General features: G+C 37.8%; 21 protein-coding genes. 15 read left to right on the forward strand and 6 right to left on the reverse strand.

The annotated features are described in order from the left end of the window. Nucleotides 1-117 precede the first annotated feature (117 nt). Nucleotides 118-1,305 carry an EamA family transporter gene (locus tag ACF3OC_RS08125; RefSeq protein WP_094281983.1) on the reverse strand — a complete coding sequence of 396 codons (1,188 nt, stop codon included), beginning with the start codon at nucleotides 1,303-1,305 and terminating at the stop codon, nucleotides 118-120. An 8-nt stretch (nucleotides 1,306-1,313) separates the two neighbouring features. Continuing rightward, nucleotides 1,314-1,793 (reverse strand): Lrp/AsnC family transcriptional regulator, encoded by a 480-nt coding sequence (locus ACF3OC_RS08130; RefSeq protein ID WP_093095838.1) that lies wholly within the window; start codon nucleotides 1,791-1,793, stop codon nucleotides 1,314-1,316. 248 nt (nucleotides 1,794-2,041) lie between these two features. Here ACF3OC_RS08130 and ACF3OC_RS08135 point away from each other — a divergent pair, with 248 nt between their 5' ends. The 6 genes from ACF3OC_RS08135 (at nucleotide 2,042) to ACF3OC_RS08160 (ending at nucleotide 10,743) form a co-directional block, all read left to right on the forward strand. Next, the gene (locus ACF3OC_RS08135) at nucleotides 2,042-4,966 is read left to right on the forward strand and encodes an FAD-binding and (Fe-S)-binding domain-containing protein (RefSeq protein WP_392471333.1); all 2,925 of its coding nucleotides are present in this window, start codon (nucleotides 2,042-2,044) and stop codon (nucleotides 4,964-4,966) included. Nucleotides 4,967-5,012: 46 nt separating this feature from the next. Next, the gene (locus ACF3OC_RS08140) at nucleotides 5,013-5,657 is read left to right on the forward strand and encodes a hypothetical protein (protein WP_094281985.1); all 645 of its coding nucleotides are present in this window, start codon (nucleotides 5,013-5,015) and stop codon (nucleotides 5,655-5,657) included. A 110-nt stretch (nucleotides 5,658-5,767) separates the two neighbouring features. Beyond that, entirely contained in the window at nucleotides 5,768-6,643 is an 876-nt protein-coding gene (locus tag ACF3OC_RS08145; RefSeq protein WP_094281986.1) for a hypothetical protein, read from the forward strand. Nucleotides 6,644-6,648: 5 nt separating this feature from the next. Beyond that, on the forward strand, nucleotides 6,649-7,455 hold the full coding sequence (locus ACF3OC_RS08150; protein ID WP_094281987.1) for an alpha/beta hydrolase family protein: 807 nt from the start codon (nucleotides 6,649-6,651) through the stop codon (nucleotides 7,453-7,455). A 44-nt stretch (nucleotides 7,456-7,499) separates the two neighbouring features. Then, nucleotides 7,500-9,935, forward strand: coding sequence for a TonB-dependent receptor (locus tag ACF3OC_RS08155; protein WP_256962592.1), 2,436 nt, complete (start codon nucleotides 7,500-7,502; stop codon nucleotides 9,933-9,935). Nucleotides 9,936-9,939: 4 nt separating this feature from the next. After that, nucleotides 9,940-10,743 carry a DUF4249 domain-containing protein gene (locus ACF3OC_RS08160; RefSeq protein ID WP_094281988.1) on the forward strand — a complete coding sequence of 268 codons (804 nt, stop codon included), beginning with the start codon at nucleotides 9,940-9,942 and terminating at the stop codon, nucleotides 10,741-10,743. Here ACF3OC_RS08160 and ACF3OC_RS08165 read toward each other — a convergent pair. Continuing rightward, a complete protein-coding gene (locus tag ACF3OC_RS08165) occupies nucleotides 10,732-11,346 on the reverse strand; it encodes a polysaccharide deacetylase family protein (RefSeq protein ID WP_094281989.1) in 615 nt (204 codons plus the stop codon). The two genes, ACF3OC_RS08160 and ACF3OC_RS08165, sit on opposite strands and share 12 nt — an antisense overlap. Before the next feature lie 71 nt (nucleotides 11,347-11,417). On the opposite strand from ACF3OC_RS08165, the gene ACF3OC_RS08170 reads away from it, so the two are divergent. Next, nucleotides 11,418-12,314 carry a helix-hairpin-helix domain-containing protein gene (locus tag ACF3OC_RS08170; protein ID WP_094281990.1) on the forward strand — a complete coding sequence of 299 codons (897 nt, stop codon included), beginning with the start codon at nucleotides 11,418-11,420 and terminating at the stop codon, nucleotides 12,312-12,314. Nucleotides 12,315-12,319: 5 nt separating this feature from the next. Continuing rightward, a complete protein-coding gene (locus tag ACF3OC_RS08175) occupies nucleotides 12,320-12,850 on the forward strand; it encodes an adenine phosphoribosyltransferase (protein ID WP_094281991.1) in 531 nt (176 codons plus the stop codon). Between the two features lie 36 nt (nucleotides 12,851-12,886). Here ACF3OC_RS08175 and ACF3OC_RS08180 read toward each other — a convergent pair whose 3' ends face one another. Beyond that, on the reverse strand, nucleotides 12,887-13,447 hold the full coding sequence (locus tag ACF3OC_RS08180) for a hypothetical protein (RefSeq protein ID WP_094257163.1): 561 nt from the start codon (nucleotides 13,445-13,447) through the stop codon (nucleotides 12,887-12,889). Continuing rightward, entirely contained in the window at nucleotides 13,431-14,990 is a 1,560-nt protein-coding gene (gene gpmI, locus ACF3OC_RS08185) for a 2,3-bisphosphoglycerate-independent phosphoglycerate mutase (RefSeq protein ID WP_229678270.1), read from the reverse strand. The genes ACF3OC_RS08180 and gpmI overlap by 17 nt, the downstream gene beginning before the upstream one ends. Nucleotides 14,991-15,155: 165 nt before the next feature. Between gpmI and ACF3OC_RS08190 the strand changes: the two genes are divergently transcribed. The 7 genes from ACF3OC_RS08190 (at nucleotide 15,156) to ACF3OC_RS08220 (ending at nucleotide 23,605) form a co-directional block, all read left to right on the forward strand. Beyond that, nucleotides 15,156-15,569, forward strand: coding sequence for a DUF4783 domain-containing protein (locus ACF3OC_RS08190; protein WP_094281992.1), 414 nt, complete (start codon nucleotides 15,156-15,158; stop codon nucleotides 15,567-15,569). A 72-nt stretch (nucleotides 15,570-15,641) separates the two neighbouring features. Further along, nucleotides 15,642-16,499, forward strand: a complete 858-nt coding sequence (gene nadC / locus ACF3OC_RS08195) for a carboxylating nicotinate-nucleotide diphosphorylase (protein WP_094281993.1) — start codon at nucleotides 15,642-15,644, stop codon at nucleotides 16,497-16,499. Between the two features lie 13 nt (nucleotides 16,500-16,512). Further along, on the forward strand, nucleotides 16,513-17,163 hold the full coding sequence (gene plsY / locus ACF3OC_RS08200; RefSeq protein WP_094257166.1) for a glycerol-3-phosphate 1-O-acyltransferase PlsY: 651 nt from the start codon (nucleotides 16,513-16,515) through the stop codon (nucleotides 17,161-17,163). Between the two features lie 74 nt (nucleotides 17,164-17,237). Continuing rightward, nucleotides 17,238-18,041 (forward strand): M48 family metallopeptidase, encoded by an 804-nt coding sequence (locus ACF3OC_RS08205; protein WP_094257167.1) that lies wholly within the window; start codon nucleotides 17,238-17,240, stop codon nucleotides 18,039-18,041. A 235-nt stretch (nucleotides 18,042-18,276) separates the two neighbouring features. After that, the gene (locus tag ACF3OC_RS08210) at nucleotides 18,277-19,161 is read left to right on the forward strand and encodes an ABC transporter ATP-binding protein (protein ID WP_094257168.1); all 885 of its coding nucleotides are present in this window, start codon (nucleotides 18,277-18,279) and stop codon (nucleotides 19,159-19,161) included. Beyond that, complete coding sequence (locus tag ACF3OC_RS08215; RefSeq protein ID WP_392471336.1) at nucleotides 19,154-22,801, forward strand: ABC transporter permease/M1 family aminopeptidase; 3,648 nt, start codon at nucleotides 19,154-19,156, stop codon at nucleotides 22,799-22,801. Before ACF3OC_RS08210 ends, ACF3OC_RS08215 begins: the two co-directional genes overlap by 8 nt. An 87-nt stretch (nucleotides 22,802-22,888) precedes the next feature. Further along, a complete protein-coding gene (locus tag ACF3OC_RS08220; protein ID WP_094258158.1) occupies nucleotides 22,889-23,605 on the forward strand; it encodes an AAA family ATPase in 717 nt (238 codons plus the stop codon). 29 nt (nucleotides 23,606-23,634) lie between these two features. Here the strand turns inward: ACF3OC_RS08220 and ACF3OC_RS08225 are convergent, their stop codons facing one another. Beyond that, the gene (locus ACF3OC_RS08225) at nucleotides 23,635-24,954 is read right to left on the reverse strand and encodes a Na+/H+ antiporter NhaC family protein (RefSeq protein ID WP_094281996.1); all 1,320 of its coding nucleotides are present in this window, start codon (nucleotides 24,952-24,954) and stop codon (nucleotides 23,635-23,637) included. Nucleotides 24,955-25,120: the final 166 nt, after the last annotated feature.

The following is a 25,120-nucleotide window of genomic DNA, read 5'->3' on the forward strand; positions in this document are numbered from 1 at the left end:
AAATTGGAATAGTATAGGCAAGTGACTGGAAACAACAGGAGCGTAGTAATAGGAAATAAACAAAAAAAGAAACCCCGAGCTGATATGCATCGGGGTTTTTAATATTTTTTGGACTGATTAATCGTAAAACTCTTGATCGTAGTTTTGATTTTTATTCTTTTCCGGGTTTGGATTCTCGGATTTGTTGATATCCTTTTCGCCTTCCTTTGGTTTCTTTGGTTTTTTCTTCCCGAATTCTGCAACCTCCACAATACGAGGAATACTACTTTTCGGTGCCATATAGCGTAGTTTGCGAATCTTACGTCTGCGTTTGTAATTTTTGATGAGTGATGAATCCCGATATAGATTCCAGTTCATCAATAATACACTGAATAATACAACTGCCAGCCCAATAATTTGCATCCTGCTTACAATATGGTCTGTGAAGAAATGAACCAGGATTAAGGCAACAATTGGATTTACATAAGCGTATGTACTCACCTCAGTTGCTGGACGAACCTGTAATAAGAAGATATAACAGCTAAAGGCTAGGATGGAACCCATCAATGCCAAGTAAACCATGGCGCCCCAATATTCCAATGGAACTGACTTGACGTCGAAGTTCATATACTCCCCATTAAGGAGGGCAACTGTTGTAAAGGCTATCCCCGCCACAACCATTTGCCATGCGGTTTTTACCATTACATTCAGGTCCTCTTCGGGTTCTTTGGGTGCTGCGGATTCTGAGGATTTATTGTTTTCGGACTTCTTGCTGTATTTCGAGATTAATGAACCTACGGTCCAGCCAATGGTTCCTACGGTCATTACAATCATGGCAGTTAACTTCTTATCTGAAGAACCATCATCGGCAGATGCACCGAAGATCTGCTCTGCAAAGAGCATCACCACGCCCATGAAACCTAGGATAAGTCCCAATAAGGTTGGAATGCTGGAGAAATTCTCCTTCCATTTGGGTTTATCTAGAATAATAAACCAAATGGCTGTTGCAGCAGACAGAATGGAAACAATCGCACTGGAAATATATTGCTCGGACCAAATAATGGCCGCCATATCAATAAATAGCAAGAGGAAGCCTACCAAAGCGGCATCCTTTACTGCTTTCTTGATATAGATTTTATATCCCTTCAGCCAGCAATAAAGCATCAATAAGCTACCCGCAATAATAAAGCGGATGGAGCCTAAGACAAAGGGAGGGAAAGCATGTAATGCTTTCTCGATAAAGAAAAAGGTAGATCCCCAAACGATGTAGACCACCAGATAGGCGAAGATGATAAGACTGCCTGATGGACTTGATGATTTAACCATGATTTATTTTAATCCTTTGATGGAATAACCAATTTATTGTCTTCCTTCACTGTTTCTAAAACGATTGTAGTTCTTGTAGAGATAATGCCTTCTATCTTGCTTAATGTGTTACGCATAAGGTCAACCAATCCAGCAGAATCATTGGTTCTGACTTTGATCAGGTAACCATCTTCACCAGCGATATCGTGTACTTCCAATACTTCCGGTATTTCAGCTAATAATAAGCCTACTTTTTGAACACCGATAATATCTTGGGTCTTGATAAAAATAAACGATAGCATCTTTTGGTCGAGAGCGGCTGGGTTGATGCGAGCATTATATTGAAGGATAACTTCTTTTTGTTCGAGTTTTTTGACCCTCTCCAGGATAGCGGAAGGTGCCATTCCAAGTTCACGGGCAATATCCGCGTTATTGGTACGGGCATTATCTTGCATGATCCTGATTATCTGAAGGTCAATTTGATCTAATGAAATTTCAAGTTTTGCCATAATGCCGCAAATATCGCTAATTCCGAATTAAATTCAAAGAAATGAGTAAAAAAATGAATTTTATTCAGCGGATTATGACTTGCCGGAGATAATTGTTGCAAAAATTCAGTCTATCAATGGATTAGGAAATCAATCCATAGGCTTGGAAGGTACACGAATATACGGAAATTGATAAATAACTGGAAATATATGTTTATGACTTATTATTTATGAAACAATGTGTAGTTTTGTTATTCAATCTATCTACAGTGTCAGTACAGTTAAAATTAGTAGCCTTAGCGGAATCTCTCAAGGGAGATTTATTTTATGATCAAAAAAATGCATCCCATCAAACGATGCGTTTAGCCTATTCCACCGATGCCTCGGTCTATGAGGAATTACCATTAGCCGTATGTATCCCTCAGGAAATCCAGGATCTGAAGAAATTGATACATTTTTCTCGGGAAAACCATGTTACCTTGATTCCTCGTACTGCCGGAACTTCCTTGGCAGGACAAGTGGTGGGTGATGGTATTGTAATTGATATTTCCAGGTTCTTCAATCAGATTCTAGAAGTTAATCAGGAGGAGCAATGGGCGCGGGTTCAGCCTGGCGTGATTCGGGATGATCTGAATGCCTACTTAAAACCCTATGGATTGATGTTTGGTCCGGAGACTTCTACTGCAAGTAGGGCCATGGTTGGAGGAATGATCGGAAATAATTCCTCTGGATTGCATTCAATCGTTTGGGGAGATACCCGCCATAATTTGTTGAAAGCGAATGTGATATTGGATGATGAGTCTGAAGTAATCTTCAAAAGCCTCAACGAAGCGGAATACTTTGAGAAGCTTTCCCAGCAAAATAGAGAAGGTGATATTTACCGTGGCTTGAACAACCTGTTGACCAATAAGGAGAATCAGGCAGCCATCCATGCAGGCTATCCAAAATCTGAGATTACCCGTAGAAATACAGGCTATGCCTTGGATATGTTGAGTGATACCAGTGAACCATTTAATCTATGCCGATTATTGGCAGGTTCTGAAGGTACTATTGGTATTATCACAGAGGCAAAGATTAAGCTTATGCCATTACCTGCAAAGGAAATTGGTTTATTATGTGTGCATTTCAAGGATATGGTGGAATGTATGCGTGGGAATGTGGTTGCACTGAACAATAAGCCTGAAGCTTCCGAACTGGTAGATAAATATATTTTAGATTTTACGGTAGGACATCCTACCTATCAATATAATCGGTTTTTCATTGAAGGAGATCCGGAGGCTTTATTAATCGTTGAATTCCGAGGAAATACGCAAGCTGAAATTGCAGCTAAAGCAGAACGATTGATTGCTGAATTAAAAGCGGAAGGCCTGGGTTATGCTTATCCATGGATTACAGGGGTTGAACAAACGAATCTGGTGTGGGATGTTCGGAAAGCTGGATTGGGTTTGATCCGAAATCTACCGGGTGATTCTCAGCCGGTCAATCTGATCGAGGACTGTGCGGTTTCTCCAGAGGATTTGCCTAATTATGTTGCCGATATCCAGGAATTACTAAAAACTGAAAATGTACATGCTTCCTATTATGCCCATGCTGGTGCAGGGGAGCTTCATATCGAACCTTTTATTAATCTTAAAACTGCTGAAGGAAAGAAACAATTTCGACGCATTTTAGAGAAAACTACTGATCTCGTGTTAAAGTACAATGGATCATTAAGTGGGGAGCATGGCGATGGTCGATTGAGAGGGGAGTTTATTGGAAAGGTGTTGGGAGAAAAGGTTTATGATCTTCTGTTACAGGTGAAAAACATCTTTGACCCGCATAATGTCTTTAATGCGAAAAAGATTGTCAATACACCTCCAATGGATACACATTTGCGCTATGATCAGGTGACTGATGGCAAAAGTATCAAGACCTATTTTGATTTTACAAAGAATGAGAGCATTCTTCGTTTGGCGGAGAAATGTTCGGGATCTGGGGATTGTCGGAAAACTGAAATCACTGGTGGAACGATGTGTCCATCTTTTATGGCTACGCGTGATGAAAAGGATACTACTCGTGCCAGGGCAAACATGTTGCGTCAATTCCTAACCAATTCTACGCAAACCAACCGTTTTAATCATGAAGAGATTAAAGATGTGATGGATCTGTGTCTGAGCTGCAAGGGCTGTAAAACTGAGTGTCCTTCGAGTGTGGATATAGCCAAGATGAAAGCTGAGTTCCTGCAGCATTATTATGACGCCAATGGAAGTCCTTTCAGAGCGAAATTGATCGCTAACTTTACGGAGTCTCAGAAATTAGGTTCTTTGGTAGCTCCGATCTATAATTTCTTTGCAACGAATGGATTTACCTCCAGTATCATAAAATCTGTGGTTGGTTTTGCGCCGGGAAGGTCCTTGCCAAAAGTTCATGGCACCACCTTCAGTAAATGGGCTGCAAAGCAAGCAGTACGCCCTCAACAACGGAAGGTTTTTCTTTTCAGTGATGAGTTCACTAATTACAACGATACCGAAGTAGGTATTGCTGCCTATAAATTATTAACAGCTCTTGGATATGAAGTTATCGTTCCTAAGTTAAAGGAAAGTGGTAGGACTTATTTGTCCAAAGGCTTTGTCAAGAAGGCTAAAGAACTGGCGAATCAGAATGTTGATTTGGCCGCTGCGGAGGTAACTACTGAATCACCTTTGTTAGGGGTAGAGCCGTCTGCCATTATTACTTTTAGAGATGAATATCCAGATTTAGTGGATGCTTCGAAACGTGAAAAAGCAAATAACCTTGCCAAGAATGCCTTGATGATCGATGAGTTCCTGGTTCGGGAAATAAAAGTTGGAAGATTACATCCGGAGCAGTTTACCTCGGAACCGCAAAAGATCAAGTTACATGGGCATTGTTATCAGAAAGCATTTAAGTTGGTGGATTATACCAAGGAATTATTGTCCTTCCCATCCAACTATGAGGTGGAGGTGATTCCATCTGGCTGTTGTGGAATGGCGGGTTCATTCGGATATGAAAAGGAGCATTTCGAAGTTTCTCAAAAGGTGGCTGAACTTGTATTGTTCCCAACCTTGAGGAAGACTTCAGATGATTATATCATCGCGGCGGCTGGAACAAGTTGTAGGCATCAAATCAAAGATGGTTTACAAAGAAAATCGTACCATCCGGTAGAAATTATGTATAATGCCTTAATTAAGAAATAATAAACAAAAAAAGGATATTATTGTATTAAACATAAACAGAGAAATTATGAAAAAGATAACAACTTTTGCAGTTTTACTTTCCACGGCAGTTTGGATGGGATCATGTGGAAATGCTAATAACAAAGGCGATAAAACAGGCGATTCAACAAGTAGCAATGTGGCAAGGGGATTAAAACCCTTAACCAATGAAAAGGAGAGTAATCAGTTTCATTTGTACTTTGATCTTACGAATCCAAGTGCTACAGATTCATCGATGGTCTATGATGCAAAAGCTGAATTCAATAATGAACCTGTAGGGTTTAAGGTTGAAGTATTAAAAAATATAGAGCCTGGGATTAATGAAAAAGGTCAGGCGGACGAAGAGTTAGGCTTTAGAAAAGGTGCGGTGAGGATTAGTTCCAATGGTGCTCCATCTGACAATTTCGTAAAGACTTTGGGAACCTTATTTAAACTTCCTACAGATGGTAAGATGACAACTAATACTTTAGATCCATTGGTGTTTTCTTCTAATAATAAGAAAGTTGATTTATCCAATCCTGGAACCTATAGTTTCAAATATTTCTTTGATAATGGAACAGGGAAAGAGGCAGAGATGTTTGGTAAAATAGATACCTATAAACAATCTTTTGAATTGGGTGAGAAAGACTCAACCTTCCGGGCTGCAATTATTTCAGCCTTTGAAGGTAAATAAAACATAATTTAATGTATTTTAGAAAGGGTTTCCAATATGGTTACCCTTTTTTTCTGATTTCGGGCGGCGGTCGAGCTTGGAACTTAATTTGAAATGGCTGAATGAATAGGATGAAAAAATTTCTTTTTACATTTTTGATATGCTTGACAAGCTGGAATCTAGGCTTTTCTCAGGAAGTCAAGCATTCGGAGCGATCCATTAGAGGCAAGATTAGTTCTCCTGTTTTGGGCGAGATCTCCGGGATTATTTCATCAATAAATAACCCAGGCATGTTTTGGGTACATAATGATAGTGGTGATAAGGCAAGGGTATATTTAATTGATTCAGCGGCTAATTTGATGTGTACCTATCAATTAGAGGGAATTGATGCTATCGATATTGAAGATATCGCTTGGGTGGAGCTCAATGGAAAATCGAATATTGTATTGGCTGATGTAGGGGATAACTTAGGACAACGAAGCAATATTAGCTTATATGTCTTTCCGGAGCCAGTTTTTTCGAAAGGCACCAAGCAGGATACCATTGCGAAGACATCCATATCGGTCAAGACTTTGAGCTATCCCGGCAAAGCCAGAGATGCTGAAGCGATATTTGTGGATCCCCTCGATAAGCAGTTTTATATTATTTCAAAAAGGGAATTTCAATCCAGCCTTTATACCGCCGACGTTTTTGGTTCTGCTGCCGATCATTTCCAATTGAAACCATTAATGAGATTTCCTTTTACTTTTATCACCGCTGCGGATATTTCCTCGAAAAGGGATGCTATAATCATGAAGAATTTAACCAATATATATTATTGGCCTATAGGTTCTAATGAATCCATAGTTAAAGCTTTACAGAAATCTTATTTACCAATTCCTTATGAACCCGAGCCACAAGGTGAAGCCATTACATTCGATCGATTGTCAGATGGATTTTACACGATTAGTGAACGACCTTTTGGTTTAGACTCCTATCTTTATTACTATTATATTTCAAAACCTTAAAACTGATGAAATCTAGATTTTTACTGCTATTACTTTTATTTACGGTTGTTTTTGCCCAAGCTGCTAAAGTGGATACTTTGGCGATCCCCAGTGCTGCCATGAAGAAATCGATCAAGACGGTTGTTATTCAACCTGAAGGATCGAAGAAAACGGAATTTCCGACTTTGTATTTACTGCATGGATATTCAGGCGATTATAGTAATTGGGTAAATAAGGTTCCGGCCATCAAAGAATTGGCAGATCGTTATGAGATGGTTATTGTTTGTCCGGATGGAGGCTTTGGAAGTTGGTATTGGGATACGGAAGATCCTAACTTCCAATATGAGACCTTCGTGGCCAAGGAATTGCTGGAGTATGTGGAAGGGAAATTTCCAGTAATCAAAGATCGGAGTAAACGTGGAATTACGGGTTTGAGTATGGGAGGCCATGGCGCATTGTATTTAGCAATTCGTCATCAAGATGTTTTTGCTGCGGTAGGCAGTACGGCGGGAGGAGTTGATATTCGCCCATTTCCTAATAATTGGGAGATGGCAAAGCGAATTGGAGCCTATGATCAGCATCCTGAATCATGGAATAAACATACCGTTATGGAGCTAACCCACCTGATAAAACCAAAATCTTTAGAAATTTTTATTGATTGTGGCACGGATGATTTTTTTTATGAGGTTAATAATAAGTTACACGAAAAATTAACTTACTTAAATATTCCGCATAAATTTTTAACTATGCCAGGAGCGCATAATTGGGACTATTGGAGCAAATCTATTCAGTATCAGCTAACTTTTTTTCATGACTATTTCTCAAAAGCCTGAAATGCTGGCGGTATTGGATAATTTATTTGCGAATCTGAATAATAATGATAAATTTGATTTATCTACGAGTGGATAAACCTGTAGAAGCCATTTTGATGTTCAGAATGGCTTTTTTAATTTTGACCATGATTTTTAACCTAAGGCGCGTAAAGTCGCAATTTCAATTCCTGAGTATCAGCTTGCTGATGCTGCTCATTTTTATGTTCAATTTTGCTTTAGGTCAAGAGAAACTGACGCTAAGTGGCTATGTGAAGGATGCTAATACTGGGGAAAATTTAATCGCCGCGGTAATTCGGGTTTCCGATTTAAACCTGAGTACTTATTCCAATAATTATGGATTCTATTCCATTTCAATTCCTGCGGGAACCCATGAAGTAGAATTGTCCTTTGTTGGCTATGCGAATAAGGTAGAGACCATTCAGATTTCTGCCGATAAACGCCATAATTTTGAGTTAACCCCTAATTCCAATGTGATCGAGGAGGTTGTGGTTACCGGTAAAAAAGAGGAGGATCATGTCACCTCTGCACAGATGGGTAATCTGAAATTCACCATGGAAGAATTAAAGAATATCCCTGTTTTATTTGGGGAGAAGGATCTATTGAAATCCATTCAGTTATTGCCGGGAGTTTCCTCAGGAGGTGAGGGAAGTGCTAATTTTTATGTTCGCGGGGGCGGTGGTGACCAGAATTTAATTCTATTGGATGAAGCTACAGTATATAATGCTTCCCATCTTATGGGCTTTTTCTCGACTTTCAATTCAGACGCAATAAAAGATGCCAATTTGTACAAAGGCGGGATTCCGGCACAGTATGGCGGTCGAATTTCTTCGGTAATGGACATCAGTATGCTGGATGGAAATAGTAAAAAGTTCAGTGCTGAAGGTGGAGTAGGGTTGATTGCTTCCCGTTTGAAGTTGGAAGGCCCCATTGTAAAAGATAAGAGTTCCTTTATGCTGAGTGCAAGAAGAACCTATGCCGATTTATTCTTGAAATTATCCAAAGACCATAAAACCAAAAACAGTAAATTATATTTCTACGATCTGAATGCAAAAATGAATTATAAGCTGAATGATCGCAATACCTTGTATTTATCGGGCTATTTTGGGAAGGATGATTTAGGATATAGTGATTTATTCGGGTTTGATTGGGGGAATTCTACCGCTACGGTGCGTTGGAATTCCATTCTGAATTCCCAATTATTTAGTAATACCTCATTAATTTATAGCGACTTTTCCTATGACGTTAATGTTAACAGTGACGAATCTAAGTTCTCCATTGCGTCTAAAATCCGGAATTTAAATTTCAAACAGGACTTCTCCTATTATTCGGACGACAATAATGCCTTGAAGTTTGGGGTGAATGTTTTGCATCAACAAATTCGTCCGGCGAGTATTGAAGCCAGAGAAGGTTCAGATGTGAATTCTATTGAAATTGAGAGAAGACAAGGGATTGAAGCTTCTGCCTACGTATCGCACGAATGGAAACCTTTTGAGAAGTTAAATTTGATTTATGGATTACGATTAAGTGATTTCATGGTGATGGGTCCCGGTACCTTTTACGAATTTGATGAAGAGGGCGAGCCCACTTCGGAATCCTATTTTGGGGAGGTCATTGCGAAACATTATTTAAATTTTGAACCGCGTTTATCCTTATCCTATGCTTTGAACAGCAATCATAGTATCAAGGCTAGTTTTAATAGAATGGCTCAAAACCTGCATCAGTTGACCAATACCACGGCGAGTTTACCAACCGACCAATATATTGTTAGCAGTTTAAATGTAAAGCCTCAGATTGCAAATCAAGGAGCTCTAGGTTATTTCCGTACCTTCCAAGGGAATGTTTATGAGTTTTCGGTAGAAGCTTATTATAAAACCATGGAAAATCAGATTGACTTCAGAAATGGAGCCGATCTACAAGCAAATAAATTCATGGAAGGCGACTTATTGTATGGTATTGGCAGATCCTATGGTACGGAATTCCTTATGCGTAAAAATAAAGGACGATTGACGGGATGGGTTGGATATACCCTGGCTAAGAGTGAACGCCAATTTGATGAAATCAATGATGGCAATTGGTTTAATGCACGACAAGATAGAACCCATGATGTTTCAGTAGTTGGAATTTTCCAATTGAGCAAACGCTGGACAGTAGGTGCCACCTTTGTTTATTATACAGGTAACGCCATTACTTTTCCAAGTGGAAAGTATCAGGTGGATGGTCGGACCATGTTCTATTATTCCGAAAGGAATGGCTATAGAATGCCAGATTATCATCGTTTAGATTTATCGGCAACGTATGAAACGCGTAGGGATAAGAAGTTTAATTCGAGTTGGACCATCGGTGTATATAATGCCTATAACCGCAAGAATGCCTATATGATTGATTTTAGAGAGAGTGAACAAAATCCAAATATTACAGAGGCCTATAGAATTGCCTTATTTGGCGCAATTCCATCTGTGACCTGGAATTTTAAATTTTAAGAAGATGCAGAAGAGATTAACATATCATTTCCTAATATTTTCATTTTTACTGTTGTTTAGCAGTTGTGAAGATTTAATTGATGTCGACCTGAATAAGACTGATCCCAGGATTGTCATTGTTGCAGACATTAATAATGAAGAGAAGATTCATGAGATTCTGGTAAGTAGGACTGTTGATTTTGATGAACCTATACCTTACGAGCCGATCTTGAATGCGACGGTTTATATTCAATCCAAAAGTGGTAGAACTTATTATTTTAATGCAGCAGGAGAGGGTAAATATCGCAATAGCAGTATTGCCTTGGCTGCAGGAGAAACTTATACCTTGGTGGTGATGGTCGATGACGAAGAATATAAATCAACGACTACGATGCTACCATTTATAGATGTTGAATCCATTGGAGTCAACCAAGAGACTTTGTTGAATGAAACCTATTACTTTATCAATCTTAAATTTTTTGATCCTACTGGGCAAGCGAATTACTATCGATATAGCATTTCCAGAAATGGAGAAGCGTTCAAGTCGAATGCTGTCTTCTCGGATAAATTTAATGATGGGAATGAAGTAACGCATCAATTAGGTCGGGAGTATGGCAATGAAATCAAACCTGGAGATCAATTATTGATTCGTCGCTTTATTATCAGTAAGGATTCCTACAACTATTGGTCTGAATATATGTCCACCAATCCGGGTAGTGCTGCACCAGGGAATCCAACCTCAAATATCGATAATGGGGCAATGGGGTACTTTAGTGTTAGCAGTGCACGTGATTACACGGTAGAAATTGCTAAACCCTCAGACGAATAAGGTCTTGAATTGAAAGCCTTTTTGTAAAAGGTAATCTATACTTCGGGGTAGGGCGAACTGAACATTGTCAATGGCTTTAATATTGTCGTGGAATACGATGATACTTCCATTTCTGCTGTAGTTGATGCAATTCTTGTAACACTGTTCGGGGCTAATGTTTTTGTCATAATCGCCCGTTAATACGTCCCACATGATTATTTGGTAATCTTTTGCCAACTTCTTCATTTGAGATTTGGAAGCTCGGCCGTAAGGAGGGCGGAATAAATTGGATTGGATTAATTTATTGGACTTTTCAATATTCTCAAAATACTTTTGATCATCCGTTGCCCAACCTTTTAAATGGTTGTAGGTATGGTTTCCTACGGCATGACCTTCGTCTAATATCCGTTGAAAAATTTCAGGGTATTTGCTTACATTTTCTCCCACACAGAAGAAAGTCGCTTTCACCTTTTTTTCCTTCAGACAATCCAATATCCATGGCGTTATTTCGGGGATAGGACCATCGTCAAATGTTAAGTAAATATTATTTATATCTTTTTCTTTTCGCCAAATCGCCTGTGGATAAACGTAATTGAGGATAAAGAAAGGGCGGACAAAATGCATATTGTATCAATCAGATATTTTTACAAATTTAATCAAAGTTTAGGTATGAAAAGAGTATTTAATCTTTGTTAATGAATAAGCTGGTCCAGTACTTTCAATTAAATCGGAAGGAGCAAAGAGGCTATTTCTTTCTGATTTGGATTATTTTCCTACTCCTATTAGGTCATATTTTTTTGCCCGTTTTTTATCCTCCAGAAGAAATCAATATCCTTATCAAACATTTTCCTGAGGAAATCCTTTCCAAAGGCAAAGCTTCAGAAAGCATAAAACCAGTAAAAAATAAACTCCATAAAGCAATAAGCCTTTTTCCATTTGATCCTAATACCTTGAATAAAGCAGGCTGGGAAAAATTAGGACTTAGTGATAAGCAAGCCCAGGTCATTATTAATTATAGAAACAAAGGTGGCAAGTTTTTTAAAAAGGAAGATTTAAGGAAAATATATTCATTGGATAGTATGAAAATTCAGGAACTGTTGCCCTATGTAATTATTTCCAAGACGGAGGAGAGATCTTCTTTTACAAATATTGAATATCCCAAGGAAAAGAATTTCAGGTTTAAAAAAGCGCCCGAAATTATAGAGTTGAATAGTTCAGATAGTAGTGGTTTTATCAGTTTGAATGGAATTGGTCCGGTCTATTCCAAAAGGATTATCAAGTTTCGGGAGGCATTGGGAGGTTTTGTAAGACTAGAACAGATTTCAGAGGTATATGGCATCCCTGCGGAAACTTATGTCGCCATTTTGCCTTACTTAAAATTAGATTTGAGCCTGGTCAAGAAAATAGATATCAATTCGGTCAATGTTAATGATTTAGGAAAACATCCTTATATAAAATATAAGCGAGCAAGAACAATTATCAATTATAGGGATCAACACGGTGCGTTTAAAAGTCTTTCAGATCTGAGAAATATTCATTCTTTAGATGAGGAATTTTTTAGTAAAATTGAACTTTATTTGGAATTTAGATAACATCTATGATTGAAGAGCAGCTGAAAGCCTATATACGGGATATTCCTGATTTTCCGCAACCAGGAATTGTATTTAAGGACATCACACCTTTACTTCAACAACCGGAATTGGTGAAGTTGGCGGTAAAGGAATTTGTTCGAAAATTAGAGGGGATAGAGATCGATGTGATTGCTGGAATAGAAAGCCGGGGGTTTTTGTTTGGTTTTTTATTGGCTCAGGAGTTGAATAAACCATTTGTTCCGATTCGGAAGCAGGGCAAATTACCCTTCCATACGATATCGGAATCCTATAAATTGGAATACGGGCAGGCTACCATTGAAATGCATGAAGATGCTATCCAAGCAGGAACAAAGGTATTGATGCATGATGATCTATTGGCTACAGGTGGGACGGTTGTTGCTGCCAGTAAATTAGTAGAAAAATTGGGTGGAGTAATTACAGGTTACTCTTTTGTGATTAGTCTGGATTTTCTGCAAAGTGCAGGAAGGTTAACCCGATTTAGTGAACGTATTATTTCATTAGTGCACTATAACTAAAAAATAAATTGAGGGTTTAGCCCTCAATTATTATTTTTAGAATTCACCTTGGACTTTATAATAATTATCCCCCATAACCTTGACTTGCTGATTCTTTTCTACTAAATAGAATCCATTTTTTTCATAAGCCAAGAATTCAGAGGTTTTATATAAGGTGTTTTTAACCTGTTTTTCAACTGAGATCATGTGAGGATTTCCTTGAGCATCCAATTTGATGCGGACGCAAGACAAATCCAATTCCGGATTGGTAAAACTATATTGAATCAAGCTGTCCGTACGGTCAACTTTCACAAAACCTGCATAAGCTGGTTTGTTTAAGTCTATAGCCTGAAAACTGGATAGTTCCACTGCCCAATCTTTAATTTTAAGCTTCTTCGTTTCTTCCTGATCATCTTTTTTTACCGTTTTATTGATTTCGGGATTGACAGATGCCAAGGAATCAATTTCCCTTTGGAAAAAAGCCGGGATGTCGAAGAATTTCTCCTGATTAATAGCTGCTTGTTCCGATTTCTTGGAAGGGTTACAAGCATAAAAAGCAGCAGTAATGATTACTGCTGCTAATATTTTGAATAACTTATGATTAATATGCAAGGACATTACCAGTCATTTCAGTTGGGATAGGAAGATTAAGTAGTTGCAGAACTGTTGGTGCTACATCACCTAATTTACCATCTTTGATATTTTTATATTGGTTATCAATCAATATGCACGGAACCAAATTGGTTGTATGTGCTGTATTCACTGAACCATCCTCATTGATCATGAACTCAGAGTTACCATGGTCAGCCAGGATAATAAAGGAGTAACCTGCATTGATACCCGTTTCAACAACACGCTTGGTGCAGTTATCTACGGTTTCAACAGCTTTAACTACTGCCTCAAATACACCTGTGTGACCCACCATATCCGGGTTTGCAAAATTCAAACAGATAAAGTCAGGTCCGTTTTCAACCATATCCTTACAAATAGAATCTGCAATGGTATTAGCACTCATTTCAGGTTGCAAGTCATAGGTCGCAACTTTCGGAGAAGGGATCAATAACCTTCTTTCACCTTCAAATTGTTCCTCACGACCACCTGAAAAGAAGAACGTTACGTGTGGATATTTCTCAGTTTCAGCGATTCTGACTTGAGTTTTATGTTGTAATGCAAGGGTTTCACCCAGGGTTTGAGTTAAATTATCTTTTTGGAAGATGACCTTTACATCTTTGAAAGTATCATCGTAAGAGGTCATGGTCACATAGTAAAGATTTAACGGATGCATATCATATTCTGGAAATGCTTGTTGAGTTAAAGCTACTGTAATTTCACGACCACGGTCTGTACGGAAGTTATAACAGATCACCACATCACCTTCGTGGATAGTTGCTTTAGGCGAACCTTGGGCATCTACCATCACGATTGGTTTCAAGAATTCATCTGTAATCCCTTCTTTATAAGAAGTTTCAATAGAATTTACAAGGTCAGTTGAAGGTGTTCCTAAGCCTTTGATTAAAAGATCATAAGCCTGTTTTACACGTTCCCAACGGTTATCACGATCCATGGCATAATATCTACCAATAGCAGATGCGATGGTGCCGACAGAATTTTTCAAGTGATTATCGAGATCTTTCACATAACCAACACCGCCGTTAGGGTCGGTATCACGGCCATCCAAGAAAGCATGGATAAATACTTGTTCATTAGTAAGGTTTGCATCTTTAGCGGCATCGGTTAAAGCCTTTAGATGTTCGATATGGGCATGCACACCACCATCGGATAGCAAACCAATAAAATGTACCTTTTTATGATTAGATTTTGCATATTCAAATGCAGCCTGAATAGTAGGGTCAACTTTAAATACACCTTCTTGAGCAGCTTTATTGATACGGCCTAATTCCTGGTATACGATTCTTCCGGCCCCAAGGTTCATGTGGCCAACTTCAGAATTTCCCATTTGGCCAGCAGGTAGACCTACGGCTTCGCCAGATGCTTCAAGTTTGGAGTTAGGGTAGGTTGCAAGCAAGTAGTCTAAAAAAGGAGTGTTAGCGGCTATTACAGCGTTTGAATTATCATTTTTTCCGTAGCCTAATCCATCCAGAATTAGTAGTGCTACTTTTTTATTTTCAGAACTCATTACACAAATATACTTATTATTCATAAAAATGCTAAAAGGAGGAACCTGTAAGGGCGATATAATATTTGTATTGGTTTTGCTGAATGCAACAGGGATTGGCATAATTTTCGCTAAAACATTATTGAAAAATGAATTTAATGTTAAGTGGCAGTAGATTTTGTGTACTGCGCTGATGACTCCAAGTCAATTATGATTGCGATAATTAAAGGTATAGGTATAAGGATGAGGCTTATTGCGGTAGCAATGACGCTTTTGCCATTGCTAATATTCTCTAGTTTCCAGTCGGATGTTTCCCTTGAATTATTAGGTGCATTAAAAGCGAATAACGCGAAGAACATTGCTAACTTTTTTGGACAGAATGTATCCTTATCGATAAAAAACGATTCTGGTTATTATTCTAAGTTTCAAGCCGAAGTTATATTGAGTGATTTTTTCAGGCTTACAAAGACAAGCGAGGCCAAGCAAGTTCAACGGACCAATCGTAACAACAATAGTTTTTATATTGTTTATCAAATCAAGACCAATCAAGGTTCTTATCGTGTTTTTGTGAAGTTTGTGCAATCGGGATCCGATGCGCAAATCAACGAGCTAAGAATAGAATAAACTACAGTTTTTCGATTTTAAGTTTCCAAATAAATATATTTTTATTCATCTTCGCTTAATTTTAAATGGTAAATGGAGAGAGAATTCAAAGATAAACTAGTACATTTTGTTCAAGAGGCCCTTTTAGAAGATGTAGGTTCAGGCGATTACACCTCATTATCTACGATAAAAGAAGATCAATTAGGGGAGGCTCAATTATTGGTCAAGGAGGATGGTGTTCTTGCTGGAGTAGAAGTTGCCAAAGAAATATTTTCCCAAATAGATCCTGAATTAGAATTTAACCCACTTATTTCTGATGGGAGCCATGTCCACTATGGAGACATTGCTTTCAAGATAAAAGGAAGTATCCATACAATCCTTAAAGGAGAGCGTTTGGTATTAAATATCATGCAGCGGATGTCTGGTATTGCTACGCAAACTTCAAAGTATGTTCAAGCGATTTCTGGAACCGGAGCGAAGGTTTTAGATACGCGTAAGACCACGCCTTTGTTAAGATTCTTGGAGAAGAAAGCAGTAGAGATTGGTGGTGGTTCAAATCATCGATTTGGGCTTTATGATATGATTTTGATCAAGGATAATCATGTTGATTATGCTGGTGGGATCTCTGCAGCGGTGAATGCTGCTTTTGATTATAAGAAACAAAACCAATTAGATATTGCGATTGAGGTTGAGGTTAGAAATTTTAAAGAGTTAAACGAAGTTTTAAGTTTAGAGGCGGTTGATCGTGTGATGTTTGATAATTTTAGTCCTGCGGAAGTGAAAGAAGCAGTAGAATTAGTTGGGGATCGGTTGGTGACGGAAGCTTCGGGCGGAATTACTTTAGACACGATTACGGCTTATGCACAGGCAGGGGTAGATTATATTTCTGTAGGTGCATTGACCCACTCGGTTAAAAGCCTGGATTTAAGCTTAAAAGCAAAACTTATTTAGTAAATTGCTGTAAATGATATCAATATACCTTGTTGGAATTGTCATATTAGCATATCTTTTCGGTTCAATCCCTACAGCAGTATGGTTTGGACAGGCATTTTATGGAGTTGATGTTCGTGAGTATGGGAGTGGAAATGCTGGTGCCACAAATACCTTTCGTGTATTAGGAAAGAAGGCGGGCTCTGTGGTGATGTTTGTCGATATCTTAAAGGGATGGACAGCGACCAATTTGCCTTATCTTCTAGATAGTAGTATCGTTGGAAATCATGATGCGCCACAATTTGTGAATGTGCAATTGGCTTTAGGTGTGATTGCGGTATTAGGACATTTGTTTCCGATTTTTGCAGGCTTTAGAGGTGGTAAGGGTGTTGCAACCTTATTTGGAATGGTACTTGCCATTCACTGGCCGGCTGCCCTAGTGTGTGTGTCGGTATTCCTGTTAGTATTATTAATTACGCATTATGTTTCTTTAAGCTCCATTATGGCAGGTTTTGCCTTTCCATTTAGTGTAGCTTTTATATTTAAGACCACAGTTCCTTCTATTCTCTTATATGGAATTGCAATTTGTGCCTTAATCCTGGTTACCCATCAAAAAAATATTGAGCGTTTACTGAAGGGGAAGGAATCTAAGATATATTTATTCAAGAAAAAAAATCAAGATTAAACTTTTGGGTACAAGTTTTGTTTAATACTTCTAGATAATAGTATTGTATTAGATAAACTAAATCAAGAACACTTATGAAACGATTCACAAAATACGCCTCCATGGTACTTTTAGGAGCCACTCTGGTAGGTTGTGCTACATCCGCAATTACCGGACGTAAGTACCTAAAACTGGTTGACTCCCAGACCATCAATAATCAAGCGGCCTTAGCCTATAAAGATTTTTTGAGTAAGAACAGTTCGAAAGTTGAAACTGGTACTGCGGCAGCAACACAAGTTAAACGAGTAGGGAATAGGATTGCAGCAGCAACGAATGAATATTTAAGGCAGATTGGGGCTGCTGATAAGTTTTCTTTCAATTGGGAGTTTAACTTAATTGAGAGTGACCAAGTAAATGCTTGGTGTATGCCAGGAGGTAAGGTAGCTGTCTATACTGGTATTTTACCGATAGCGAAGAATGATGCCGGATTAGCTACAGTGATGGGTCATGAGATTGCCCATGCGATTGAAGAGCATTCGGTATCTCAAGTTTCCAATGCGATGGCAGCACAGTTTGGTGCACAGTTATTAAACGCAGCAGGAACAATCAGTAATAGTAGATATACAGGATTATTCAATCAGATCTATGGTATTGGATACCAAGTAGGGTCATTGAAATTCTCTAGAAATGATGAGTTAGCAGCAGATAAAGCAGGCTTAATTCTTATGGCGATGGCAGGATATAATCCTGAAGAAGCGGTTTCATTCTGGGAAAGAATGGCGCAAGGTAAAAAGGGAAGCCCTCCAGAATGGTTAAGTACTCACCCTAGTGATGCAAGACGTATTAGTCAATTGCAAGCCATGGTTCCAGAAGCGATGAAGTATTATAAAAAACAATAAGTTAAAAATATACAGGAAAAGGCCGATAAGAAATTATCGGCCTTTTCTTTTGTTCTGATACCAAGGAAAAATAACCGTTTTATTGACTTCACAAGAATTTACACAGCATTTAATAATCGATGATTTCAGAATTTAAGGGTCCTAATTTCAAATAAATACAATAATTATTTAATTTTTTTGTAACTTTTTTTAACAAGAACATACTAATTGATTAACTAACAAAAACGAATTATAAATGGAACTTAAGATTAGTAATTTAACAAAGACCTATAATAATGGGGTGAAGGCTTTGGATGATGTGAATTTAGAGATTGGGACGGGAATGTTTGGGCTATTAGGTCCCAATGGAGCTGGGAAATCATCCTTGATGCGTACGATTGCGACCCTACAAAGTCCTGATAAAGGAAGTATTCAATTTGGTGATATTGATGTGCTCCAGGATAATAATGCCTTGAGAAGGGTTTTAGGGTATTTACCGCAGGAGTTTGGTGTCTATCCCAATTTATCTGCTGAGGATTTGTTGAATTATTTTGCAGAGTTAAAGGGCATCGTCAATAAACAAGACCGCAAGAAAATAGTCAATAATGCTTTGGAAATAACCAATCTATACGATTTTAAGAATAAAAATGTAAGTGGATATTCAGGGGGTATGAAACAAAGATTTGGGATTGCTCAGATGTTGTTGAATGATCCGAAACTCATCATTGTGGATGAACCGACGGCAGGCTTAGACCCTGCGGAGCGGCATCGTTTTTTGAATGTACTTCGTGAAATTGGTGCTGAGCATACGGTAATTTTTTCTACTCATATTGTGGATGATGTGCGGGAGTTATGTCATGAGTTAGCAATCATGAATGGAGGTAAAGTATTGTTCAGAGGTACGACTCAAGAGGGCACTGATTCATTGGTAGGAAAAATATGGAAGAAGAAAATTGATCGTTCCGAATTTGATAAGGAAAATGCGATTTATAATATTATTTCATCCAACTATAATCAAGATAATAGTTTAAATATTAGGGTGTTTTCGGATGTTCAACCGGATGAATCCTTTAGCTTGGCGACGCCAATTTTGGAGGACGTTTATTTTGTGACTTTAAAAAGTGATCAGGTAAATGTTTAAGACTATTTTCTTGTTCGAGATAAAACGCTGGTTGAAGCAACCTGTTTTTTATGTTTATTGTGCTATTTATTTTGGATTGGCCTATTTTACGACGATATCAAGTCTAGGAGCTTTTGATTCAATAAGCAGTACAACTTCTACTCCTGTAAATATTAATTCGCCATTGCATATTGCCGGGTTCCTCAATAGTTTTTCAACACTTATTTATTTTCTATTACCCACGATAATTGGAGCTTCTGTTTACAGGGACTACCTGTATAATATGCATACCTTATTGTTTTCATACCCTTTGAATAAGCTGAATTATTTATCGGCAAAATTCCTGAGTTCATTGGTTATTGTGACGATTATTGCACTGTTATGTGTGCTAGCCTTCTATTTGGGACAGTTTCAGCCAAATATCAACAAAGATCTTTTAGGCTCGAATAACTTTAGAGCCTATGTTGAGGGATTCTTGGTTACGGTTATTCCAAACTTTATATTATTTGGGATTATCATATTTGCCTTAGTAACCTTTAGTCGGAATATCTATGTAGGCTTTGTCTTTGTCCTGATTTTATTCCTGCTTCAATCCTTGTTGGATGCTGCGATGCAAAATATGGATAATCGTTATTTGGCTGCAATCTTGGATCCATTTGGTTTTGAACCCATTCAGTATTATAGTCGATATTGGAGTGTGGATGAGCAGAATACCAATTTACTACCCATACGTGGGGTATTGATATATAATAGGCTGATTTGGTTAGGTTTTGCAGCATTACTGTTTGGTTTTGTTTATTATAAATTTAGCTTTTCACAGTTGGGTATTTCCTTCAAGAAGGCCAAGTCCAGCGATCGGATGGTTAAAGATAATTTCGGAAGTATACTAAAGATTGCCTTACCTAAAGTAAAGAAGGATTACAGTTTCTGGAGCAATTTGAAATTAAGCTGGCGATTATCTAATAATGATTTTAAGTTCCTGGTTAAAAACTGGACCTTCATTATTCTGTTGATTATTGCTTTTCTATTTGTTTTGGTGGTAATTTCAGTTTCTGGGGAGATCTTTGGGACCTCTACCTATCCTGTGACCTGGCAGGTATTAATTTCCATGGGAAGTATTTATAGCTTCTTTTTGAATATTATGATTTTCTTGTTTTCAGGAATGTTGATTCAGAGGTCAAGGCAGACGAATATGTTTTTGTTAATTGAGGCGACGTCAGTTCCAAACTGGGTTCTTTTATTTTCAAAAGTAATTGCCATGATTAAGATGGTTTACTTGGTCATGTTGGTTTGTCTAATCAATGGTATTGTTTATCAAATCTATGAGGGATATTACCAATTTGAAATTGGCCATTATATGTATGAGCTTTTTGTGTTGATTCCTATTAAAGTTCTGTATTTGATCTTATTTGCCTTTTTCATTCACAATTTCTTTAAGAACTATTTTATAGGCTTTATCATTTGTTTGGTATTATTTTTCAGTCTTCCATTTTTATCCAAAATTGGCATTGAACAAATGATTTTCCGTCCGCATGCAGATCCATCCTACAGTTATTCGGATATGAATGGTTATGGGGAAATTCGCCATTTTATTTATTACCGAATTTATTGGATCTTATTGGGCATTGTTATGTTTGGCTTGACTTTATTATTCTGGAGACGTGGAATCATCAGTAATATCAAGGAGAAGTTCAATTTAGTTGCTCAACGCGCGAAACCACAGCTGATGGTGCCAATGGTCTTGGCAATTGCTGGATTTATTGGTTTGGGATACGGTATTTATAGTGAGAATAATGTCAAACAACCCCATTATTCAGCATTAGAACGTGAGTTGCAGCAAGTTGATTATGAAAAGCAATACAAGCGTTATGAGGGACGTTCGATTCCGCGATTAGTGGATGTGAAGGTCGATATGGATATTGATCCTAAGAACAGGAACTTTAACACTTTGGGCAAATTTGTATATGTCAATAAAACTTCGGAGACGATTGATACCATTTTCATGAACAAAAGTCCTGACAATATTATTTCTGCAAAATTTGATCGAGATGCTAAGCGAATTGTTCAAGATAGTGTCTTGGCAGTGGATATATATTTTCTGTCCAAAGCTTTAAATCCAGGAGATACCTTAAAGATTGATTATACTATTCGGAATAAGGCAAATGGTTTCTTATTTGATAGGTCCTCCGTTTTGGAGAATGGAACTTTCTTAAACAACCTTATTTTTCCGGTATTGAGTTATTCAGAATCAGGTGAGCTTGTAGATAATCATGTCCGCAAGAAATATGGTTTGCCAGATAAAATGCGAATGCCTGACCCAAGGGACTCGAGTAAATTAGGGAATAATTACATTTCCCAGGATGCTGATTGGATTACTTTTGAGGCGACTTTGAGCACTGTTAAGGATCAGATTGCGATTGCGCCGGGTTATCTTCAGAAGGAGTGGGAGAAGGATGGCAAGCGTTATTTCCATTATAAAATGGATGCTCCAATCTTAAATTTCTATTCTTTTATGTCTGCAAAATATGAGACGAAAAAAGAAAAGTATAAAGGCAAGAATTTAGAGATCTATTATCACAAAGGCCATGAGTTTAATCTAGACCGGATGATGGCATCGATGAAGAAGTCCTTGGATTATTATGAACACAACTTTGGTCCATACCAATTCCAACAGATGCGGATCATTGAATTTCCATCCAGTATGGGAACTTTTGCTCAAGCATTTGCCAATACGGTTCCTTTTTCAGAAGGGATAGGATTTATTGCCAAAGTTGATGAAAAAGATCCAAATGCAGTGGATTATGCATATTCAGTGGTTGCACATGAGTTTGCACATCAATGGTGGGCACATCAAGTGATTGGAGCCTATGTTCAAGGTTCAACTATGATGTCAGAATCGCTAGCAGAATATAGTTCATTAAAGGTCTTGGAGCATACTTATGGAAAGGAACAAATGTTCCGTTTCTTGAAAGATGCACTTGATAAATATCTTCTTGGGCGTTCCAATGAGAAAATTCGGGAAAACCCATTGATGTTCAATGAAAATCAACCCTATATTCATTATAATAAGGGTTCTATGGTTATGTATGCCATGAGTGATTATTTAGGAGAGCAAAAGTTTAATGATTTCTTGAAAAACTACACGAGTCAATATAAGTTTCAAAACCCGCCTTACACTACTTCGATTGAATTTGTAAATATGTTGAAACCAGTAGTACCGGATTCATTGCAATATTTGGTTAAAGATCTTTTCGAGACTGTAACGATTTACGACAATAAGGTTACGGATGCTAAGGTAAAGGATTTGGGAAATAACAAATATGAGGTGGAGATTAGCTTTCAAGTTTCCAAATATCGTACAGATCCTTTAGGCAAGAAAAGTTATGAGGATATAAAAGGGACAGCCTTAACCCATAAAGAAGGCAAGAAAAGCATTCAATCCTTGCCATTAGGGGATTATGTAGAGATAGGGATTTTTGCGGAGGAGACAGAGAAAAATGGGTTTAAATTTGATAATCCTATTTTATTGAAGAAGGTTAAGCTTTCAGAGATCAACAATAAGTTGAAGTTTGTGGTTGACAAGAAGCCTGTGCAGGTGGGGGTTGATCCAAATTATAAGTTATTGGATACAGATTCGGAGGATAACCGAAAGAAAATATAACAGAGGAAGCCGTTTAATTGTATTAAACGGCTTTCTTCTTTATGGGCGAATAGGCTTATCTTTGGGTTTTAATGCTAATTGAAAATTATGAATATTCAAGACCTTATAATTAAGGACAAAGACCTTGTTTTATTAGAGGATGTATTTTTGAGTGATGAAAATAGGGAAAAGATTGACCAATTGATTAAGGAGCATCGATATTTTGAGGAGTTGAATGAGTATGGTCTTCCTGTTAGCAATAAAGTGTTGTTATTTGGTCATTCAGGTTGTGGGAAAACCACTACGGCGAAGGCCATAGCAAATAGTCTGCATAAGCCACTGATCATTTTAAATCTAAGTAATGTTATTAATTCGAGAATTGGCGAGACCTCACAGAATGTGAAGCAGGTTTTTGATCGTGCTGCTCGAGATAAGGCGGTTTTGTTTTTAGATGAGTTTGATCAATTAGGTAAGGCCAGGGGAGATGATGATAATGATGTTGGAGAAATGCGGAGGCTGGTGAATTCCATTATTCAGCAGATAGATTATTTACCGAATGATGTCTTATTAATTTGTGCGACGAATCATGTTGATATTATTGATTCTGCATTAATCAGGAGGTTTCAAATCCGGATTCATTATGAAATGCCAGATCAAACTGCCTTGGATGCGTATTATGATTCCTTGTTAGCACGTTTTCCGGAGGAGTTGCATCCTAAAAGCCGGAGGTATGGGCTTTCATTTGCGGAAGCGAAGGATAGTTTATTTTCTATTGTGAAATCTAATCTGATTAAGAAATTAGATATGAAAGGCAGGATGCTATAGAGCTCCTGCCTTATAAAAACTATAATTTATTATGCAGTTTCTTTTTCTTTTCTGAATAAGATAAACAAGAAAGCCACGATTCCCATTAAGAAAGGATAGTATAAATATTGCATGATATCAATTGGAGATAATAGTTCTCTTCCTTGTTCTTCGGATAAAACAGCGTTTGCAGCAGCTAATGCGGCCAAGATTTGCGCTCCATAAGGAACTAGCCCTTGAACAAAACAAGAAATTGTATCCAGTATACTCGCTACCCGACTTCCCTGTAGTCCATTTTCATCCGAGATATCTTTGGCGATAGGTCCAACAATAACAATGGTAATGGTATTATTAGCGATTGCCATATTGACTAAACTCACTAAAAAAGCAATGCTGAGTTCGGCTCTTTTTTTGGAATTGATTCTTTTGGTGACGGTATTCAACAAGTAGTCAATCCCGCCATTCATACGAATGATTCCAACAACACCCCCAATAATCAAACATAAGATACTGAGTTCAAACATTCCCGCAAAGCCATCGTTTATTGATTTTAAGATGGTTAAGAAGTCTATTGATCCAGTTATTATACCAATTACTGCAGCACATAGAATACCTATACCCAGTGTCCAGATTACATTCAATCCAGAAAGAGCTAAGATAAATACCACGATATAAGGCAAGATTTTAACTAATTCAAAATCTCCGACATTCATATCTGCAGTGTTATGGAGCATTTGATTTCCCAGAAAGGCATAAATGATCATGACGACAATGGCTACAGGAAGGACCATTTTGAAATTGACTTTGAATTTTTCCTTCATACCGACGCCTTGGGTTCTAGTGGCGGCGATGGTCGTATCTGAAATAAAGGAAAGATTATCCCCAAACATGGATCCACCAATAACGGATGCCAACGCGATAGGCATAATTCCACTGATGTTTTCATCGAGTCCAACAGCAATTGGAGCCAGAGCAACGATCGTGCCCACAGAGGTACCAAGAGAGGTAGAAATAAAGCAAGAAACCAAGAACAATCCGGATATCACAAATTGCGGTGGGATATAGGTCAGTGCGAAGTTAATGGTGGAAGAAATCGCACCGATGTTTTTCGATAATTCACCAAATGCACCTGCAAGAAGAAATATCAAGATCATAATCAAGATATTTTCATTGCCGGCACCTAGGGCAAAGTTTACCAATTTTTCCTGAAAAGGCTTTTTCGGAAATTGAAAAAATGCGACAAACAGACATAATACAAACACCACCAATACTGGTAATGCATAGAAGTCACCTAAAATAAAAGATCCTGCAAAGTATATCACTACAAAGAGGATTAATGGTAATAAGGCCCAAATACTGCCTTTATTCATAAGCTTAGATTAAGTAAAAATTTTCCAAAAGTAGTATAATAATCACAAACCCCATGAAAACAAGGTCAATATAGAATGTTATTAGCTATATTAATTTTATAGATTATGTATTAAAAACTGATTTTCAAAGGCTTAATGCTTTGCTAAACCGAAATAATGTGTAACT

The sequence above is a fragment of the Sphingobacterium cellulitidis genome, assembly GCF_043187465.1.
Classification (GTDB): domain Bacteria; phylum Bacteroidota; class Bacteroidia; order Sphingobacteriales; family Sphingobacteriaceae; genus Sphingobacterium; species Sphingobacterium cellulitidis.